Genomic DNA, 17,581 nt, shown 5'->3' with positions numbered 1-17,581 from the left:
CGGCATGTCCATCGGTCACACCCTCCTAGGGCTCCTGGAGTCGGGCCCCCGTCACGGCTACGACCTGAAGCGGGCCTTCGACGAGAAGTTCGGTCACGACCGGCCGCTGCACTACGGCCAGGTCTATTCGACGATGTCCCGCCTGCTGAAGAACGGCCTCGTCGAGGTCGACGGCATCGAGCCCGGAGGCGGGCCCGAGCGCAAGCGGTACGCGATCACCGACGCCGGCGTCACCGACGTCCAGCGGTGGCTCGCGACCCCGGAGAAGCCGGAGCCGTACCTCCAGTCGACCCTCTACACCAAGGTCGTCCTCGCCCTGCTGACCCGGCGTGACGCCGCCGACATCCTCGACACCCAGCGTGCCGAGCACCTGCGCATGATGCGCATGCTCACCGAGCGCAAGCGCAAGGGTGACCTGGCCGACCAGCTGATCTGCGACCACGCGCTCTTCCACCTGGAGGCCGACCTGCGCTGGCTGGAACTGACCGCCGCCCGTCTCGACAAGCTGGCGGAGGTGGTGGTCAAGTGACTCCGCCCCCCGGCTCCCTGCTCGCGGCCTCCGAGCTGCGCAAGGCCTACGGTCCGACCCTCGCCCTCGACGGCGCGGACTTCTCCATCCACCCCGGCGAGGTCGTCGCCGTCATGGGCCCCTCCGGCTCCGGCAAGTCCACGCTGCTGCACTGCCTGGCCGGCATCGTCCCGCCCGACTCGGGTTCCATCGTCTACGACGGGCGCGAGCTGGCCACCATGAGCGACGCCCAGCGCAGCGCCTTGCGGCGCTCGGAGTTCGGGTTCGTCTTCCAGTTCGGCCAGCTCGTCCCCGAGCTGACCTGCGTCGAGAACGTCGCCCTGCCGCTGCGGCTCAACGGCACCCCCCGCAAGGAGGCCGAGCGCGCCGCGCTCACCTGGATGGAGCGCCTGGAGGTCGACGACCTGCGCAAGAAGCGGCCCGGCGAGGTCTCCGGCGGCCAGGGGCAGCGCGTCGCCGTCGCCCGCTCGCTGGTCACCGGTCCGCGGGTGCTCTTCGCCGACGAGCCGACCGGAGCGCTCGACTCCCTCAACGGCGAGCGCGTGATGGAGCTGCTGACGGACGCCGCGCGGTCCACGAACGCCGCCGTCGTGCTGGTCACGCACGAGGCGCGGGTCGCCGCCTACTCCGACCGCGAGATCGTCGTGCGCGACGGCAAGTCCCGGGACATGGAGCGCGTCGTATGAGCGTGCGTCAGTGGGTCAGGGACCTCGGCATGGGGGTCCGGTTCGCCTTCGTCGGCGGCCGTGAGGGATGGGTCCGTGCCCTGCTGACGGCGGTCGGCGTCGGCCTCGGTGTGGCGCTGCTGCTGCTCACCACCGCGGTCCCCAGCATGCAGTCGGTCCGGCACGACCGGGAGAGCGCCCGCGCCGACGTCGACTACAGCAAGCTCGACCAGAAGGCGAACGACCACAGTCTGCTCATCGCGGACGTGGACACGGACTGGCGGGACAAGGACATCCGCGGCCGCGCCATCGAGCAGGAGGGCCCGAAGGCGCCCCTGCCGCCGGGCGTCGACAGCTTCCCCGCGGTCGGCGAGATGGTGGTCTCCCCCGCCCTCGAACGGCTGCTGAAGTCCGACGACGCCGCGCTGCTGCGCGAGCGGCTGCCCGACAAGATCGTCGGCACCATCGGGGAGAGCGGGCTGATCGGCTCGCACGAACTCGCTTTCGTCCGGGGAGCCGACGGCCTCGCGAAGGCGATCGACGGCGCCCGGGTCGCCCGGATCGACCGGTTCGGAGACACGAGTCCCACCGACCCGGAGACCGACCCCGTCCTGCTGCTGCTCGTCATCGTCGTCTTCGTGGTGCTGCTGCTGCCGGTCGGGGTGTTCATCGCCGCGGCCGTCCGCTTCGGCGGCGAGCGGCGTGACCGGCGGCTCGCCGCGCTGCGGCTGGTCGGCTCCGACGGGCACATGGTCCGCCGGGTCGCGGCCGGTGAGGCGCTCGCGGGCGCCGTGCTGGGCCTGGTCTTCGGCACCGTGTTCTTCCTCATCGGGCGCCAGATCGCGGGCTCCGTCGAGGTGTTCGGCATCAGCGTCTTCCCGAGCTATCTGGACCCCTCCCCCGCGCTCGCCCTGCTCGTCGGCCTCGCGGTGCCCACGGCGGCCGTGCTCGTCACCCTGTTCGCGATGCGCGGCGTGGTCATCGAACCGCTCGGTGTGGTGCGTACGGCGAAGCCCTCGCGGCGCCGGCTGTGGTGGCGGCTGCTGATGCCGATCGGCGGTCTGGCGATGCTGTGGCCGATGATCGGCCAGGGCCGCGAGAACGGCACCTTCAACGCGTACCTGGTGATCGGCGGTGTGCTGCTGCTGCTCATCGGCATCACCACCCTGCTGCCCTGGGTGGTCGAGGCGGTCGTCTCCCGGCTCGGCTCGGGCGGCGTGGCCTGGCAGCTCGCCGTCCGCAGGCTCCAGCTGAGCAGCGGCACCGCGGCCCGGATGGTCAACGGCGTCGCCGTCGCGGTGGCCGGTGCCATCGCCCTGCAGATGCTGTTCGCCGGGGTCGAGAGCGACTACACGAAGGACAGCGGCAAGGACGTCGCCCGGGCGCAGATGGAGGTGTCGCTGTCCCGCCACTCCGAACTCGGCCCGGCGGTGGAGCGGTTCCGCACCACCAAGGGTGTCGAGGACGTCTTCGCCTACGACCGGGGCTACGCGGGCGACCGGCGCAAGGAACCGGAGCTGGGCTTCGAGGTCAGCGTCGGCGAGTGCGCGTCGCTGCGCGAGGTGGCCGTCCTGCCCTCCTGCAAGGACGGGGACGCGTTCTACGTGTCCGACGCCGAGTGGGACAGGGACACCCCGAAGCTGGCCAAGCAGGCAGGACGGACGATGTACCTCGACCCGTCCTACGAGGGCGCTCCGGGACGGCAGGAGGTCGCCTTCACGATCCCGAAGGGGCTGCGGCCGGCCCACACCCGTGAGGACCTGACGGGTGGTGAGCGCGGTGGCCTCCTCCTCACGCCGAAGGCAGTGGACCCGTCGGCCGCGGCCGCGCTGCGGGGCCAGGTGTACCTCCAGCTCGACAAGTCCGTCCCGGACGTGCAGGACCTCGTGCGCAACGCGGCGGCCGCGGCCGACCCGCTGTCGTACCCGATGAACTGGTACGCCACCGAGACGGCCACGCGCTACGCCACCATCCGCACCGGTCTGTTCGTCGGCGCCGTCTGCGTCCTGACGCTGATCGGGGCGAGCCTGCTGGTCTCCCAGCTGGAGCAGCTGCGGGACCGCAAGAAGCTGCTGTCGTCGCTGGTCGCCTTCGGCACCCGGCGGCGGACGCTGAGCCTGTCGGTGCTGTGGCAGACGGCCATCCCGATCACCCTCGGGCTGCTGCTGTCGGCGGTGGTCGGGCTGACGCTGGGCGCGGTCCTGCTGAAGATGACGAACACGCCGGTCGCCGTGGACTGGGCGAGCATGCTGTCGATGACGGGCGCCGGTGCGGCCGTGATCATCGTGGTGACGCTGCTCAGCCTGCCGCCGCTGATGCGGCTGATGCGCCCGGACGGCCTGCGCACGGAGTGACCCCCCTCCCGTTCGCCGGCCCGCGGCCGCACCGCCTCGCGCGGTGCGGCCGCGCCGCGTGCCGGCCCGTTCGGCCGCCGCCCGTGCCAGGATCGGTGGGGTACGCCGTCCCCTCAGGAGTGAGAGCCGAGCCATGTCCCTGGACTCCCTGAAGTCCCGCCTGCCGGGCTACGCCCACGACCTGAGCCGCAACCTGGACGCCGTCCTCGGCCGCTCGGGTCTCACGGGGCAGCAGCTGTGGGGCACGGTGCTCGCCACCGCGATCGCCTCCCGCTCCCCCGTCGTCCTGCGTGAGCTGGCGCCGGAGGCGAAGGCGAACCTGTCGCCGCAGGCGTACACGGCGGCGAAGTCGGCGGCGGCCGTGATGGCGGTGAACAACGTCTTCCACCGCACGCGGCACCTGCTGTCCGACCCCGGGTACGGCTCGCTGCGCACGGGTCTGCGGATGAACGTCCTCGGCGACCCGGGGGTGGACCGGGTCGACTTCGAGCTGTGGTCGCTCGCCGTGTCCGCGATCAACGCCTGCGGTCTGTGTCTCGACGCGCACGAGCGGGTGCTCCGCAAGGCGGGCGTGGACCGGGAGACGGTCCAGGACGCCTTCAGGATCGCGTCGGTGGTCCAGGCCGTCGGCGTCACGCTGGACGCCGAGGCCGTGCTGGCCGACGTCGAGTAGCCGCCGGCCCTCCGCTCACTTCTGAGGTGCCGGTTCCCCGTCGTCCGCCGGACCCTCGACGGGACCGTCCACGGCCTCGGCGGGCGGCCCGCCCGCCGGCTCGGGGACGGCAGCAGCCGGCCGCGGGGCCCGCCCGCTCGCCGCCAGGTCCAGCTCCAGGGAGTACCGCCGCAGATAGCCCACGATCGTGTTCGTCACCGCCACCAGCGGTACTGCCACCACGGCGCCGCCGATCCCGGCGACCATGCCGCCGGCCGCCACCGCGAGCACGACGGCCAGCGGATGCACGCGGACCGCGCGGCCGAGGATGAACGGCTGCAGGATGTGCCCCTCGATCTGCTGGACCGCGAGCACCACGACGAGGGTCATGACGGCTGTGAAGACGCCCTGGGTGACCAGGGCCACGACCACCGCGAGCGCGCCCGAGGCCACCGCGCCGACCAGCGGGATGAAGGAGAACAGGAAGATGAACACGGCCAGCGGGACGGCCATCGGGACATCGAGGAAGTAGATGCCGATGCCGATGAAGACGGCGTCGATGAGGGCGACCACGACCGTGCCGCGCACATACGCCGTGAGCGTCGCCCAGGCCCGCGGTCCGGCGCCCGCGACACCGGGCCGGGCGGCGGCCGGGACCAGTTTGAGGGTCCACTGCCAGATCCGCTTGCCGTCGTAGAGCAGGAACAGCGTCGAGAAGACCGACAGCAGGATGCCGGTGAGCGCCTCGACTATGACCGTTACGCCTTCGAGGCCGGCCGAGGTGATCTCGTCGGTGTTGGCGCCGACGGCGTTCCGCAGGTTCTCCGCGATCTCGTTGATCTGCTTGTCGGTGACGTGGAACGGGCTGTTGAGCAGCCAATTGCGCAGTTCGTCGATGCCGTCCTGGATCTGGTCGGACAGGTCGTCGATGTTCTCCATGACCTGCCAGGTCACGAACCAGCCCATCAGCCCGATGACGACGAACCCGAGGATCGCCGTGAGGGCGGTGGCCAGTCCGCGTGGGACCCCGCGCCGGGTCAGCCAGGCCACCGAGGGCTGCATCAGCGCCGTCAGGAGCAGGGCGATGACGAAGGCCAGTACGACGAGCTGGACGGCGCTGATGATCCGCATCAGCACCCAGACGGTCCCGGCGAGGACCAGCAGCCGCCAGCCCGCCTCCGCGGCGACCCGCATGCCCCACGGCACCGCCTGGGCGGGGTCGGGGCGCGGGGGGCCGGCCACGGGCGGCTGCTCCACGTGGTGCGGCGCGGCGGCCGGGGACGCCGGGACGTCACCGGTCGCGGGTCCGGCGGACGGCCGTCCCGGCGGCAGGTCGTCGCTCTCCCGCTCGGCCGCGGCACGGCGTTCGTTCAACCGCTCGCTCATTTCGGTCAGTCCGGCACCGAGCCGGCCGAGCCACCCTGGCACTCGTGACATGATCCGTCCTCTTCCCCCGTCCGTGCCCACCACTCCTCCCCGGAGCCGCTTCGACGCTACAGGGGCGGCACGCGGCCATGCGAAAGCCCCTCACCTGAAGACGGTGAGGGGCGTCGCGGGGTTGAGCGGGGCAGGGCCTAGTACCAGTGGTTGGCCTGCCAGAAGCTCCATGCGCCACAGGGGCTGTCGTAGCGCGAGTTCATGTAGTTCAGGCCCCACGTGATCTGGGTGGCCGGGTTCGTCTGCCAGTCCGCGCCGACGGACGACATCTTGGAACCGGGCAGGGCCTGGAAGAGACCGTAGGCGCCCGAGGACGGGTTCACGGCCTGGTAGTTCCAGCTGGACTCGTGGTCCACGATGTTGCTGAAGCACTGGAACTGGTCGGCCGGCACCATCTGGCGCGCCATCGCCTGGATCTGCGCGACCGTGTAGGAGCTCTGGACTGGGAAGTCGGCGGACGAGCGGGAGGCCTTGGTCTCGGCTTCCTCGCGCTCCTTGGCTTCCTTCGCCGCCTTCTCTGCCTTCTCGGCGGCTTCCTTCTTCTCGATCGCGCTCTGGGCGGCAGCCTTGCGGGCCGCCTCCTCGGCGTCCTTCTTGGCGCTCGCGTCCGCGGCGATGGCCTGGACGTCCGCCTGCGCCGACAGGGACTCGGTCTGCACCTGGGCCTGCTGGCCCGCGGGTATGTCCGCGAGGAGCGTCGTCTCGGCTGCCGTCGCCTCGGCGTCGTTCGTCTGCGCGGTGCTGCCCGAGGCAACGCCGACGACGCTTCCGACAGCGGTGACCGCGGTGGCCGAGGCCACTGCGAATCCCCTGACCGAAATCGGACTCACACGGTTTCCTTCCAGCATCGCCCGCTTCGGTGACCCTGGCGGACGCAATCGTGCCCCTGGCGCTGGCCTCCCAACTGCGGGGTCACGGGAGGCACGGACCCGCTGGGCAACTCCCCTGCGGGGAGCGCCGCGTGTTGACTCGGGTGGCATACGACGTCGCTATGCAGTTGGTGTGGTGCTGCTGTGGCGCCGTACCGCTGGGGGCACGGCTGTGTCGTATGCGGGGCCTGACAGGAGTGAGACTCTGCCGCACCCGGACGTCGCAAGGCAATTCTGTGTTGCGTGTGAAAGCTCACACCCTGTTTGCCCCTGGGCTTTTTCGGAAAGCGGCACACGCCAAGGCGCCGCCCGGCTAGGCTCTTCGCCTTTCCGGACGGCGCCAACTGACGCGTAACCGCTATGAAGTTGGACAGCCCTTCACAGGACCGCGCAGACCCGTCAGATCTGCCCGTCCTCGAGCATTTCGGTCACAAGGGCGGCGATCTGGGACCTCTCGGACCGGGTCAGCGTGACGTGGGCGAACAGCGGGTGTCCCTTCAGTTTCTCCACGACGGCGACCACTCCGTCGTACCGGCCGACGCGCAGGTTGTCCCGCTGTGCCACGTCGTGGGTGAGAACGACCCGTGAGTCGGCGCCGATCCGGGACAGGACGGTCAGCAGAACGTTTCGCTCCAGCGACTGCGCCTCGTCCACGATGACGAACGCGTCGTGCAGCGAGCGTCCGCGGATGTGGGTGAGGGGAAGCACCTCCAGCATCCCCCGCGCCGTGACCTCCTCGATGACCTCGCGGCTGGTGACCGCGGACAACGTGTCGAAGACCGCCTGCGCCCAGGGGCTCATCTTCTCTGCCTCGCTGCCGGGCAGATAGCCGAGCTCCTGCCCGCCCACCGCGTACAGCGGCCGGAAGACCATCACCTTCTGGTGCTGCCGGCGCTCCAGCACGGCCTCCAGACCCGCGCACAGCGCCAGCGCCGACTTTCCGGTGCCGGCCCGGCCGCCCATGGAGACGATGCCGACGTCCGGGTCGAGGAGCAGGTCGAGCGCGATCCGCTGCTCGGCGCTGCGCCCCTTGATGCCGAACGCCTCGCGGTCGCCGCGCACCAGACGGACGTTGCCGTCGGGGGTGACCCTGCCGAGCGCCTTGCCGCGCTCGGAGTGGATGGTCAGCCCCGTGTGCACGGGGAGGGAGGCGGCTTCGGGCACATGGACGCGCCCCTCCTCGAAGAGGATGTCCACCTGTTCGCCCGGGAGGGTCAGTTCGGACATTCCGGTCCAGCCGGAGGAGTCCGTGATGGCCAGTTCGGCGCGGTACTCCTCGGCGAGGAGTCCGACGGACGAGGCCTTGATCCTCAGCGGCAGGTCCTTGGACACGACGGTGACGTCGAACCCCTCGGCCTGCAGATTGCGGGCGACCGCGAGGATGCGGGAGTCGTTGTCCCCCAGGCGGTAGCCGCTGGGCAGCACGCTGGGGTCCGAGTGGTTGAGCTCGACACGGACGGTCCCGCCGAGGTCCCCCGTGGGGATGGGGGCGTCGAGACGGCCGTACCGGACCCGGAGGTCGTCGAGCAGGCGCAGGGCCTGCCGGGCGAAGTAGCCGAGTTCGGGATGGTGCCGCTTGGCCTCCAGTTCCGTCACCACGACGATGGGAAGCACGACCTCGTGCTCGTCGAAGCGGCTCAGGGCGTTCGGGTCGGCCAGCAGGACGCTGGTGTCGAGAACATAGGTGCGCCGGTCGGGCTTGTGGCGCTTTGTGCTGGTCACCACGGAAGGACGTACCCCCTCGGATGAGGTCGGGGAGCGACGGAGTGGAGCTGGACCGGTCGTCGGCCGCGGTGCACGCCCCGCACGGGCCGGGGACCGGCCCTCCACTGCTTCTTCCGTGCCGTCACCGCACGGTAGGGCTGGTGCAAAGGGCCTCCCGGGCGGACGGCTCCGGCGCCGTCCGCTGAGATCCGACACCCGTGGTTCGGGCGTCGACCTGCTTGGTCTATGCCCTCGAACACCCGCTGCCATGCCGACGCGTATGACGGCACGCCGGTGAACTCCCCGTTACGTCCGCTCCCGCCCGCACGCGCGGGGGCGCGGTGTCAGCCGCCGTAACGGCGGTGCCGTGCGGCGTAGTCACGCAGGGCACGCAGGAAGTCGACCTTGCGGAAGGCCGGCCAGAAGACCTCACAGAAGTAGTACTCCGAGTGGGCCGTCTGCCACAGCATGAAACCGGACAGCCGCTGTTCACCGCTGGTGCGGATCACGAGGTCGGGGTCGGGCTGGTCGCCGGTGTAGAGGTGACGGCCGATGAGGTCGACGCTGACGGACTCGGCGAGCTCCTCCATGGAGGTGCCCTTGTCGTGCGCGTCGGTGATCATCGAGCGCACGGCGTCGGCGATCTCCTGCCGACCGCCGTATCCGATGGCCACGTTGACCAGTATCCCGTCGACGTGCGCGGTGGCCTCCTCGGCCTCCTTCAGCGTGGTCTGCATCGGGCCGGGCAGCAGGTCCGGCGTGCCGACGTGGTGCACGCGCCAGCGTCCGTCGGCGGCGAGGGTGCGGACGACGTCCTCGATGATGCCGAGCAGGGGGACGAGTTCTTCCTGGGGGCGGTCGAAGTTGTCCGTCGACAGCAGCCAGAGGGTGACGACCTCGACGTCCGTCTCGGTGCACCAGCCGAGGAACTCCTCGATCTTCTCGGCGCCGGCCCGGTGTCCGTGCACGGTGGAGGAGCCCGCGGCCTTGGCCCAGCGCCGGTTGCCGTCCATGATCACGCCGATGTGCTTGGGCACCTGAGCGTGGTCCAGGTGGCCTTCCACCCGGCGCGCGTACAGCCTGACCAGCAGGCCGCGCAGCATGTCGCGCAGGTTCACGTGATTGTCAGCCCCTCCGTACGGATGCGGTCCCCGCGCATGGAGCGTACCGGGGTTCGGCGCGGGTGCGTCCCGGGGGCGGCGCCGGAACAGAAAACGGGCCGGTCCGTGGGGGGGGAGACGGACCGGCCCGAGGGGGGGGGTTTCCACCATAACCCTTCGTAAGTGCTGCTGCGCGCATCAGCGCGAGACAACTACGCTCCGGAGTCGCCCGGCGACGGCCGGATGGGTGGGAAAACGATCCGCCGGGTCGGCGCTGCGACGAGGTGCGCGCCTCTGACCAGGGGAAACACGGAGGGCGTGGCCGGTAATGGTGGGTTTGGCCGGTTGTGCGCGCCGTTCGGCCGTCCGGGGGGTCGTCCCTCCCAGGGGTGACCCCGGCCGCGAACGTCCGCTTGACGCCCCGAGGGCGGGGCCCCGGCGGGTCGCAGCAGGGCAGGGCACCGCGCAGCCCCCTCCACCGCGCGGTGCCACCGCGCAGCTTTGCTTACGCGAATTGCCTTGGTCTGAACTTACGTGAGAGCTCCACGGAAAGCGAGCCGGCCCCCATAACGATGTGGGAAAGGTGAGGGTTCCTTGGATGCGGAGGCCGGGAAGGGTCCTGAGCCCCACAATGCACGATTTGCACCGTTTGACGGGAAGAGGACTGTCTCATGCTGAAGGCGGCTCAGGCTTGAGGGGTGTTTCAAGCTTGAGGCCGCCTCAGGCTTGAGGCCGCCTCAGGCTTGAGACCGCCTCAGGCTTGAGGCCGCCTCACGCTGCAGGGCCGTTTCAGGCTTCCGGTCCACCCGGCTTGTGTGCGACGAGGAGATGGCGGGTGCTGTGGGCCACGAAGGGCCCCTCGGCCTCGATCCGCTCGTGCAGGGCGCGCAGCCGGGGGCGGTACGCCTCGACGGTGAAGCCCGGCACCATCCACACCACCTTGCGCAGGAAGTGGACGACGGCGGCGATGTCGTGGAACTCCACCCGCAGGGTCTCGGCGCGGAGTTCGGCGACCTCCAGCCCCGCGGCCTCCGCCTGCGCGCGTTCCCGGTCCGGATGCCGGGCGTCGCGCACCTCGTCCGGCTGCGGACCGAGGAAGAACTCGACCAGCTCGAAGACGCTGCGCGGACCGACGTGCTGGGCGAAATAGGTGCCGCCGGGCCGCAGGACCCGCGAGATCTCCGCCCAGGGGGCACGCACCGGGTGCCGGCTCGACACCAGGTCGAAGGCCGCGTCGGCGAACGGCAGCGGCGCGTCCTCCGGTACGGCGACGACGGCGACCCCGCGCGGGGCGAGCAGCGCGGTGGCCTCGGCGACGTTCGGCGGCCAGCCCTCCGTGGCGACGGTGAGCGCCGGGGCCTCGGACGCCCGCCCGAGGGCGAAGGCGAGGACCTCCCCTCCCCCGGTCTGCAGATCGAGCGCGGCGTCGGCGGCGGCCAGGCGGCCGGCCAGCGACACGGCGTACCCCCAGCTGGGCCGCTCCTCGGTGGCCCGCCCCTCGAACCAGGAGAAGTCCCAGCCCTCGGTGGGCACGGCGGCGCCCTCCGTGACGAGTTCCTCGAACGACCCGCTGCGCTGCCCCATGCGCTCATGGTCGCAGGAGGGTGTCGGTGGCCGCTGATATTTTCCGCCCATGACGAACCCCGCGGAACAGACGGACCCGGCGTACACGGCGGACGAGAAGGCCATGCTCCGCGCGAGCCTGGACCGGCAGCGGGACGCGGTCCTGTGGAAGCTGGAGGGCCTGGACGACGAGGCGCTGCGCCGCCCGATGACGCCGTCGGGCACGTCCCTGCTCGGGCTGGTCAAGCACCTCGCCTCCGTCGAGTACGGCTGGTTCGTCGAGAGCTTCGGCGGCGAGACCGAACCGCTGTGGTTCGACCCCTACAGCGACGAGGACATGCGGGCCGACCAGGGCGAGACGACCCAGCAGATCATCGACTTCTACGGCCGGGCGCGGGCCGCCGCCGACCGCACGATCGCCGAACGGCCGCTGGAGGCGCTGGGCAGGCCGTCCTGGCGGGACGCCGAGGTGTCCCTGCGCTGGGTGCTCGTCCACATGGTCGAGGAGACGGCACGGCACGCAGGTCACATGGACATCGTGCGCGAGCTGATGGACGGCGCGACGGGCGACCGCCGCCCCGCGTGACGGACACGGCTCGGGCCTCGGGAGGCGGCCGCCGGGTCACGGGACCAGCGGCCGGACCTCCTCGGCCACGAACCGTACGAACCCCTCGGGGTCCGGCTCGTCGCCCGTCGGCTGCAGGACCACGGTGTCCGCCCCGGCCCCCGCGAACCGTCGTACGGCCGCGGCGACGGCGGCCGCGTCTCCCGCGGCCCCGAGGCCGGGCACGGACGCGACCCCTTCCGCGGCCAGTTCGGCCCGTACGCGCTCGGGGCCGTCGGGACCGGTGGCGGCGAGCAGGTAGACGGTGATCGGGTGCGGCTCGGCGTCGGTGCGCCCGGCCGTGCCGCGCCCCTCGTCGATGAGCTGCCGGGCCCGGCGCACACCGTCGGGCGGCGTCGAGGCGGTGAGCAGCGTGCCGTCGGCCGCGGCGCCGGACAGCCGCAGCGAGCGGGGCCCGGTCACCCCGGCGACGACCGGTGCCGGCCCGTCCGGCGGCCAGTCCAGGGCCACGTCGTCGAGCCGGACGTACCGCCCCTCGACGGTGAGGCGTTCCCCCCGCAACAGCGCCCGGAGCGCGTCGAGATGCTCCCGCAGCAGGGTCATCGGCGACTCTGCGCGGGCGCCGACCTGCCCCATCCAGTCCTGCACACCGTGTCCGAGGGCGAGGATGGGCCGCCCCGGGAACATCCGGTGCAGGGACGCGGCTTCCATCGCGGTGAGCGCGACGTTGCGCAGCGGCACGGGCAGCAGGCCGACGCCGACCTTCACCCGCTCGGTCCAGGCGAGGGCGGCCGCGGCGGTGGAGACACCGCCCTCACGGAAGCAGTCCTCCCAGAGCCACAGCTCCTCCAGGCCCGTCTCGTCCGCGGTGCGGGCGACGGATCGCAGTCGTTCGGGGGCGAGTTGGGGGCGGAACACCACGCCGAGTCCGGTCATGGGATCTTTCCTACCCGGGTAGGACGGGCAGGACAACGCAGTATCCGCGAGGGGCGGGAGGGGCCGCGATGGCTCGGCGGTGGCACGACGGACCGGGCACGCTGACGGTTCACGGGGAGCACGGCGAGGTGACGGTGCCGCTGGAGATCGCCGCGTCGTACCGGGCCCGTACGAAGGGACTGCTGGGGCGGGACTCGATCGACGGGGCGATGCTGCTCACGCCGGCCGGCAGCGTGCACACGGTGCGGATGCGCATGCCGATCGACGTCGCCTACCTCGACCGGCACCTACGCGTCCTCACCGTCCGCACGATGCCCCCGAACCGCCTGGGCCTGCCCCGCCTCCACTCCCGCCACGTCCTGGAGGCGGAGGCGGGGGCGATGGCGGGGTGGGGGGTGCGGCCGGGGGTGCGGGTGGCGGTCGAGACGGAGTGAGGCCCGCCCGTCGGCCTCACGAGCGGGGGAAGGAGACCTCGACCCTGCGGTTCTTCTTGCGGCCGGTCTCGGTGGCGTTGGAGGAGATGGGGTACTGCTCGCCGTAGCCGCGGACCTCGTAGGTGATCGTGGAGTCGTCGAGTTCGGCCTCCAGGACGCCCTGCACCGCGTTGGCGCGTTTGCGGGACAGGACGTCGCCGTGGGCCGAGGAGCCCAGGTTGTCCGTGAATCCGAAGACGCGGATGCGGGTGGCGTTCTGCTTGCCGATCTCCTCGGCGATGGCGGCGATACGGGCCTTCGCCTCGCCGGTGAGCTTGGCGCTGTCCTTGGGGAACAGCACCTCGGCCTGGAGCGCGAACTTCACGTCGGCGTTGGTGTCCTCGCGGCGCTCCTCACCGGCCTGGTCCTCGACGACCTGCTTGATGTCCAGCACCTTGGCGGCGGCGAGGGTGGCGCCCTCGGGCAGCTTGAGATCCGGGTCGTTGGCGTCGACCTCCACGGGTGCGGCGGCGGATGCCTCGGTGCCGGGCGGCACGACGGGGTCGTCGTCGGCCTCGGCCGTGGTGGCGGTCAGGAGATTGGCGGCGATCATGACGCCGACCGCGGTCAGGGTGAGGGGGAGGCGGGTCATGGGCGGCTCATCCGGAGATCTGGATGGTGGCGGAGGCGAAGGTGGGGAGCTGGAGGCTCACCTCGCCGGTGCTGGCCGGCGGGGCCGGGAACTGCATGAACACGGGTACGGAGTCGCCGGCCTTGATGCGCGGCACGCCGGTCGTGGTCAGGGGACGCCCGTCGGTGTCCCGCAGGACGTAGTAGCGCTTCTTGCTCCCGGAGTCGACGAGTGTGGCTCCGCCGAACGACGCCCCGTGCCGGACGATCTCCGTCTCGTCACCCGACGCGCGCGCCGAGAGGCGGGCCGGCTTGGCGCCGTCGTTCTTGAGCTCACCGCTCACGGTGAGGAATCCGCCCGAATCCCGCTGGACCGAGGTGATCCTGAGGATCAGCCCGTCCTCACCCTTGAGCTCTGCGAGGAGTTCGTCGGTTCCCTCCTGTGTGCTCGGCTTGGAGCCGCCGGTGTCCTTGGAGGCCGACGCGGGGCTACGAGGCTTCTTGCCGTCGTCGTCACCGCCTCCTCCGCAGCCCACCGCGCCGAGTGCCAGCCCGGCCGCAACGGTCATCGCGACCATCCCCCGACCGGCCTTCGTAGAGAACCGCATGCTCATGCCCTGCTTCCTTCGTCACTCGTCGTTCGTTCCGTCGGCCAGGTGGACGTCGAACAGGTCCTCGGGGTCCGGAAGAGTGGTCGGGTCGTCCGGGTCCGGGTCCCAGTCCGTGTCACCGCAGTCGAGTCGCGGCAGCGGAAGCGGCTCGTCGCCGTCACCGTCGTCGCCCTCCTCGTCGGGGAGGGCGAACGAGCAGCGAGGTTCGATCACCGCTATGGCCGAAGCCGTCGAGTTGAAGTTCTCGGTCCCAGGTACGACGGATTCGCCCACGGACTCCTGGGCGGTCACGTCGACCCGGTAGCCCAGCCGCCCCGAGGCGCCGCAGGCGTCGACGTCGGCGCGATTCTGCTCGGCCAGCTCATACGCGCGGAAACAGCCGTCGAACACCGCGCTGTCACCTTCGAGGATGTCCAGCCATTTGTCCGGATCGTCGATGACCGACAGCCAGTCCCCCGCGAGTTGGTCCCGTGTCTCCTGCGCCGCCGCCAGCGCCGCCGCGTCGGCCGCCGTCTGCGCGCCGTTGCGGTTCACACCGGCCTGCCCCACGGCGAGGTAGGCGAACGCGAGAAAGAGCAGGCCCCCCACCACCGTGATGTAGACGGGGAAGGCCTGCCCTGAGTCGCCCGGCGTGCGGCGCCGCCTCATCCCGTGAGCTCGTCGATCTGCTCCACGATGGCGTCGTAAATGGTCTGCCCGATGTCCGTCCCCGTGATCGCCAGCACGATCGCCACCACCACCGCGATGATGCCCAGGTACTCCACCGCCGTCTGTCCCCTGTCGTCCCGTGCGGTGCGGGAGCGCAGGTACGCGGTGGTCGCGTTGATCCAGTTGCTCATGGGGGTCCCCTCCGGTGTACGGCGATCGTTGAGCGCTCTGGGGAGAAACGTAGGCGGGAACGGCCGGAACGCCAGAGGGCCCTTGGGCCCAATTCCACGCCATGACCGAAAACAGTCGTCGCGTCATCGCCCCTCAGCTCCGTCCTGACGGTGAACCGGGCGTCGTACCACGCCACTTGACTGCGGCCTCCGCCCGGTTGGTGCTGTGAAGTTTGGCGAAGATGCGGTTGATGTGGTTCTTGACCGTCTTTTCGGTGATGAAACAGGTGGCGGCGATCTGCTGGTTGTTCATGCCCGACGCGATGAGGTCCATGATCTCCGCCTCCCTCCTGCTCAATCGGAACCGTGACCGGTACGACGACTGTGCCACAGATGGTTGCACTTGCGAAAGCGGTTCCGTCAAAGTGCCTGCGCGAGCGGTCCGTTCGGCGTTTGCTTGCGCGAGCAGGGTCGCGACCGAGGGGGTCAGCGGGGTCCTGCCCCGCTTCACCTCCCGTACGGCCGCGACCAGTTCGTCCGCCGTGAACTCGCCGTGCAGCAGGTAGCCGCGGGCGCCTCGGCGCAGGGCCTCCCGGGCCGTCTCCGGTTCCTCGGCGTGCGTCAGCATCAATACCGGGGTCACAGCGATCAGTTGGGCTATGTCCGGGACCGGCAGGTGTGCGTCCAGCAACGTCACGTCGGGACGGTGGCGGCGGGCCGCCTCGCGGGCCTCGTGGGCGTCGGCCGCCTCCGCCACGATCCGCAGGCCGGCGTGGCCGGACAGCAGCGCGGCCAGGCGCGCCCGCGCCGCGGGGTCGTCGTCCGCCACCACGATCCGCAGCGTCTCGTGCGCCGGAATGCCGGTCATGTGCCTCCCCTACTCCCCCGTCAGCGTCCCGAAGTCCGTGCCGGACCCGAGCAGCAGGCCCGCGCCCAGCAGGATCAACGTCGCCGGCACCATGAAGGTGGTGATCATCAGCGTGGCCCTGGGCACCGCGCGGGCGGCCTTGCGGCGGGCGTTCTGCGCGTCGGTGCGGCGCATGTCCTTGGCGAGGGCGACCAGCGTGTCGACGATCGGCGCGCCCAGCTCCTCGCCCTGCTGGAGCGCGGTCACGAACATCGCCACCTGCTCGGAGTCGTTCCTGCGGCGCAGCTCCGCGAACGCCTGGCGGCGGCTCATGCCGAGGTCCATCTGGCGCAGGGTGATGCGCAGTTCGTCGGCCCAGGGGCCCTCGTAGCGGCCGGCGACGCGGTCGAGGGCCTGGCGGAAGCCGAGGCCGGCGCTGACCACGACGGCGAGGACGTCCAGGAAGTCGGGCAGGGTCCGTTCGATCTCGTCCTTCCTGATCCGGATGGCCGACCAGATGCCGACCTCCGTCCAGAAGGCGCCGAACGCGAGCAGGAGCAGCGCGACCAGCACCTGTCCGCGCAGCAGGAAGACGAGGAAGCCGACCGCGCCGAGGAAGCCGTACACGGCGCGCCGGGCCGCGTAGCGGTCGAGGGTCAGGCCGCCGGGGTTGCCCGCGAGGTCGATCCTGCGGCGGTACCGGGCCACCAGCTTGGGGCCCATGAGGCGCAGTACCGCCGGGGCGTAGCGCATGCCCATGCGGTCGACGAGGGAGTCCACGGCGCCGGTGCGGGTGGAGCCGACCTCCAGCGCGAGCGCCAGGTCGGCGGGCAGTCTGGTCTCCGCCCGGTACATGCGGATGCCCGTGAAGACGCCCGCGACGGCGAGGGCCATGACGGTGGCGAGGAGAAGTCCGATTCCCATGGCGAGGCCCCCTCAGACGTCGATCCGTGAGAGGCGGCGGATCAGCAGGAAGCCGAGCGCGTACAGACCGAACGCCACGAGGACGGCGGCCTGTCCGAGCGGGCTGCCGGTCATGCGGTCGAGGGCGCCGTCCTTCACGCCGTTCATCAGGAACAGCGATCCGACGCCCAGCACGGGGACGGCGTACGACGTCATGCTGACCTGGGAGAGCTGGGTGCGGACCTCGCGCCGGGTCTCCTTGCGTTCCTCCAGTGTCTCGGTGAGGTTCCGCAGGGCGCTGACGACCTGGCCGCCGGCCCGGTTGGACAGCACCAGCGTGGTGACCAGGACGACGAGTTCGCGGGAGGGGAGGCGTTCGGCGAGTTCGCCGAGCGCGTCGTCCATGGAGGCGCCGAGGGCGAGTTGGTGGGAGACCTTGGCGAGTTCCTCCCCGGCGGGGGCCTCCAGCTCCTCGGCGGCGAGGCCGATCGCGGTGCGCAGGGCGAGGCCTGCGTGGGCGGCGTTGGCCAGGATGCGGGCGAGTTCGGGGAGCTGGTTGATGAACCGCTCGATGCGTTTCTGCCGCTGCCAGTTGAGGAACTGGACGGCGGCCCACACGCCGAGCAGTCCGGCGATCGGCCCGAAGAAGGGGGCGAGGGCCGCCTGCCCGACGAGCCAGAGACCGGCCACGACGGCCAGCATGGTCACGAAGAACTCGCCGGGGGTGACGTCCAGGCCGGTGGCGGCCAGCCGCAGCTCCAGGCGCCTGCCCAGGCGGGTGCGGCGCAGCCGGCGGTCCAGGCCGGGGAAGCGCCGCCGGCGTCCGCCCGCGCCGGTGAGTTGTCCGGTCGCGGACAGCCGCTCGACCAGGGCCTGCCGGCGGGCCCGGCCGGCGGCGTACGCCTGGACGCCCAGGACGGCCAGGACGCAGGTCAGCAGCGCGATGCCGGTGGTGAGCGTGATGCGGGTCTGCAGGTCCATGGGC

General features: G+C 71.3%; 19 protein-coding genes. 6 read left to right on the top strand and 13 right to left on the bottom strand.

The window, feature by feature from the left end:
* Window positions 1-4 precede the first annotated feature (4 nt).
* The 4 genes from ADL34_RS29130 to ADL34_RS29115 all read left to right on the top strand — a co-directional run bounded on the left by ADL34_RS29130 (window position 5) and on the right by ADL34_RS29115 (window position 4,221).
* Complete coding sequence (locus tag ADL34_RS29130) at window positions 5-529, top strand: PadR family transcriptional regulator (protein ID WP_062673241.1); 525 nt, start codon at window positions 5-7, stop codon at window positions 527-529.
* Window positions 526-1,215, top strand: a complete 690-nt coding sequence (locus ADL34_RS29125) for an ABC transporter ATP-binding protein (protein WP_062673239.1) — start codon at window positions 526-528, stop codon at window positions 1,213-1,215. Before ADL34_RS29130 ends, ADL34_RS29125 begins: the two co-directional genes overlap by 4 nt.
* A complete protein-coding gene (locus tag ADL34_RS29120) occupies window positions 1,212-3,548 on the top strand; it encodes an ABC transporter permease (protein WP_062673237.1) in 2,337 nt (778 codons plus the stop codon). The genes ADL34_RS29125 and ADL34_RS29120 overlap by 4 nt, the downstream gene beginning before the upstream one ends.
* Before the next feature lie 133 nt (window positions 3,549-3,681).
* Window positions 3,682-4,221: a carboxymuconolactone decarboxylase family protein gene (locus ADL34_RS29115; protein WP_062673234.1), complete on the top strand. Its 540-nt coding sequence runs from the start codon at window positions 3,682-3,684 to the stop codon at window positions 4,219-4,221.
* Between the two features lie 15 nt (window positions 4,222-4,236).
* Here the strand turns inward: ADL34_RS29115 and ADL34_RS29110 are convergent, their stop codons facing one another.
* The 5 genes from ADL34_RS29110 to ADL34_RS29090 form a co-directional block, all read right to left on the bottom strand.
* On the bottom strand, window positions 4,237-5,637 hold the full coding sequence (locus tag ADL34_RS29110) for an AI-2E family transporter (protein ID WP_062673233.1): 1,401 nt from the start codon (window positions 5,635-5,637) through the stop codon (window positions 4,237-4,239).
* Between the two features lie 137 nt (window positions 5,638-5,774).
* Window positions 5,775-6,485 (bottom strand): transglycosylase SLT domain-containing protein, encoded by a 711-nt coding sequence (locus ADL34_RS29105; RefSeq protein WP_079034425.1) that lies wholly within the window; start codon window positions 6,483-6,485, stop codon window positions 5,775-5,777.
* 420 nt (window positions 6,486-6,905) lie between these two features.
* Window positions 6,906-8,231 carry a PhoH family protein gene (locus ADL34_RS29100; RefSeq protein ID WP_062673229.1) on the bottom strand — a complete coding sequence of 442 codons (1,326 nt, stop codon included), beginning with the start codon at window positions 8,229-8,231 and terminating at the stop codon, window positions 6,906-6,908.
* A 323-nt stretch (window positions 8,232-8,554) separates the two neighbouring features.
* On the bottom strand, window positions 8,555-9,328 hold the full coding sequence (locus ADL34_RS29095; RefSeq protein ID WP_062673227.1) for an isoprenyl transferase: 774 nt from the start codon (window positions 9,326-9,328) through the stop codon (window positions 8,555-8,557).
* A gap of 771 nt (window positions 9,329-10,099) precedes the next feature.
* Window positions 10,100-10,894 carry a methyltransferase domain-containing protein gene (locus ADL34_RS29090; RefSeq protein WP_062673224.1) on the bottom strand — a complete coding sequence of 265 codons (795 nt, stop codon included), beginning with the start codon at window positions 10,892-10,894 and terminating at the stop codon, window positions 10,100-10,102.
* A gap of 49 nt (window positions 10,895-10,943) precedes the next feature.
* On the opposite strand from ADL34_RS29090, the gene ADL34_RS29085 reads away from it, so the two are divergent.
* A complete protein-coding gene (locus tag ADL34_RS29085) occupies window positions 10,944-11,459 on the top strand; it encodes a DinB family protein (protein ID WP_062673222.1) in 516 nt (171 codons plus the stop codon).
* 36 nt (window positions 11,460-11,495) lie between these two features.
* Here ADL34_RS29085 and ADL34_RS29080 read toward each other — a convergent pair whose 3' ends face one another.
* Window positions 11,496-12,374: an LLM class flavin-dependent oxidoreductase gene (locus ADL34_RS29080; protein WP_062673220.1), complete on the bottom strand. Its 879-nt coding sequence runs from the start codon at window positions 12,372-12,374 to the stop codon at window positions 11,496-11,498.
* Between the two features lie 68 nt (window positions 12,375-12,442).
* Here ADL34_RS29080 and ADL34_RS29075 point away from each other — a divergent pair, with 68 nt between their 5' ends.
* Window positions 12,443-12,808 (top strand): DUF192 domain-containing protein, encoded by a 366-nt coding sequence (locus tag ADL34_RS29075; RefSeq protein WP_062739829.1) that lies wholly within the window; start codon window positions 12,443-12,445, stop codon window positions 12,806-12,808.
* A gap of 16 nt (window positions 12,809-12,824) precedes the next feature.
* Here the strand turns inward: ADL34_RS29075 and ADL34_RS29070 are convergent, their stop codons facing one another.
* The 7 genes from ADL34_RS29070 to ADL34_RS29040 all read right to left on the bottom strand — a co-directional run bounded on the left by ADL34_RS29070 (window position 12,825) and on the right by ADL34_RS29040 (window position 17,577).
* A complete protein-coding gene (locus tag ADL34_RS29070; RefSeq protein WP_062671492.1) occupies window positions 12,825-13,439 on the bottom strand; it encodes an OmpA family protein in 615 nt (204 codons plus the stop codon).
* Between the two features lie 7 nt (window positions 13,440-13,446).
* Entirely contained in the window at window positions 13,447-14,031 is a 585-nt protein-coding gene (locus ADL34_RS29065) for a hypothetical protein (RefSeq protein ID WP_062671494.1), read from the bottom strand.
* Between the two features lie 15 nt (window positions 14,032-14,046).
* Window positions 14,047-14,676, bottom strand: coding sequence for a pilus assembly protein TadG-related protein (locus ADL34_RS29060; RefSeq protein ID WP_062671495.1), 630 nt, complete (start codon window positions 14,674-14,676; stop codon window positions 14,047-14,049).
* Window positions 14,673-14,867: a Flp family type IVb pilin gene (locus ADL34_RS29055; protein WP_062671497.1), complete on the bottom strand. Its 195-nt coding sequence runs from the start codon at window positions 14,865-14,867 to the stop codon at window positions 14,673-14,675. The genes ADL34_RS29060 and ADL34_RS29055 overlap by 4 nt, the downstream gene beginning before the upstream one ends.
* A gap of 133 nt (window positions 14,868-15,000) precedes the next feature.
* Entirely contained in the window at window positions 15,001-15,714 is a 714-nt protein-coding gene (locus ADL34_RS29050) for a LuxR C-terminal-related transcriptional regulator (RefSeq protein WP_062671499.1), read from the bottom strand.
* Window positions 15,715-15,723: 9 nt separating this feature from the next.
* Window positions 15,724-16,617 (bottom strand): DUF5936 domain-containing protein, encoded by an 894-nt coding sequence (locus ADL34_RS29045; protein WP_107115706.1) that lies wholly within the window; start codon window positions 16,615-16,617, stop codon window positions 15,724-15,726.
* Window positions 16,618-16,629: 12 nt separating this feature from the next.
* The gene (locus ADL34_RS29040; protein ID WP_062671501.1) at window positions 16,630-17,577 is read right to left on the bottom strand and encodes a type II secretion system F family protein; all 948 of its coding nucleotides are present in this window, start codon (window positions 17,575-17,577) and stop codon (window positions 16,630-16,632) included.
* Window positions 17,578-17,581: the final 4 nt, after the last annotated feature.

The sequence above is a fragment of the Streptomyces sp. NRRL WC-3605 genome (assembly GCF_001509795.1).
GTDB lineage: Bacteria > Actinomycetota > Actinomycetes > Streptomycetales > Streptomycetaceae > Streptomyces > Streptomyces viridochromogenes.
This window is presented reverse-complemented; position numbering and strand designations above follow the sequence as displayed.

Excerpts from the sequence above, each read along its gene's own strand:
- ADL34_RS29130 (WP_062673241.1), top strand. The coding sequence starts at position 5 with ATGTCCATCGGTCACACCCTCCTAGGGCTCCTGGAGTCGGGCCCCCGT.
- ADL34_RS29120 (WP_062673237.1), top strand. The coding sequence starts at position 1,212 with ATGAGCGTGCGTCAGTGGGTCAGGGACCTCGGCATGGGGGTCCGGTTC.
- ADL34_RS29115 (WP_062673234.1), top strand. The coding sequence starts at position 3,682 with ATGTCCCTGGACTCCCTGAAGTCCCGCCTGCCGGGCTACGCCCACGAC.
- ADL34_RS29110 (WP_062673233.1), bottom strand. The coding sequence starts at position 5,637 with ATGTCACGAGTGCCAGGGTGGCTCGGCCGGCTCGGTGCCGGACTGACC.
- ADL34_RS29105 (WP_079034425.1), bottom strand. The coding sequence starts at position 6,485 with ATGCTGGAAGGAAACCGTGTGAGTCCGATTTCGGTCAGGGGATTCGCA.
- ADL34_RS29090 (WP_062673224.1), bottom strand. The coding sequence starts at position 10,894 with ATGGGGCAGCGCAGCGGGTCGTTCGAGGAACTCGTCACGGAGGGCGCC.
- ADL34_RS29085 (WP_062673222.1), top strand. The coding sequence starts at position 10,944 with ATGACGAACCCCGCGGAACAGACGGACCCGGCGTACACGGCGGACGAG.
- ADL34_RS29080 (WP_062673220.1), bottom strand. The coding sequence starts at position 12,374 with ATGACCGGACTCGGCGTGGTGTTCCGCCCCCAACTCGCCCCCGAACGA.
- ADL34_RS29075 (WP_062739829.1), top strand. The coding sequence starts at position 12,443 with ATGGCTCGGCGGTGGCACGACGGACCGGGCACGCTGACGGTTCACGGG.
- ADL34_RS29070 (WP_062671492.1), bottom strand. The coding sequence starts at position 13,439 with ATGACCCGCCTCCCCCTCACCCTGACCGCGGTCGGCGTCATGATCGCC.
- ADL34_RS29065 (WP_062671494.1), bottom strand. The coding sequence starts at position 14,031 with ATGAGCATGCGGTTCTCTACGAAGGCCGGTCGGGGGATGGTCGCGATG.
- ADL34_RS29060 (WP_062671495.1), bottom strand. The coding sequence starts at position 14,676 with ATGAGGCGGCGCCGCACGCCGGGCGACTCAGGGCAGGCCTTCCCCGTC.
- ADL34_RS29055 (WP_062671497.1), bottom strand. The coding sequence starts at position 14,867 with ATGAGCAACTGGATCAACGCGACCACCGCGTACCTGCGCTCCCGCACC.
- ADL34_RS29050 (WP_062671499.1), bottom strand. The coding sequence starts at position 15,714 with ATGACCGGCATTCCGGCGCACGAGACGCTGCGGATCGTGGTGGCGGAC.
- ADL34_RS29045 (WP_107115706.1), bottom strand. The coding sequence starts at position 16,617 with ATGGGAATCGGACTTCTCCTCGCCACCGTCATGGCCCTCGCCGTCGCG.
- ADL34_RS29040 (WP_062671501.1), bottom strand. The coding sequence starts at position 17,577 with ATGGACCTGCAGACCCGCATCACGCTCACCACCGGCATCGCGCTGCTG.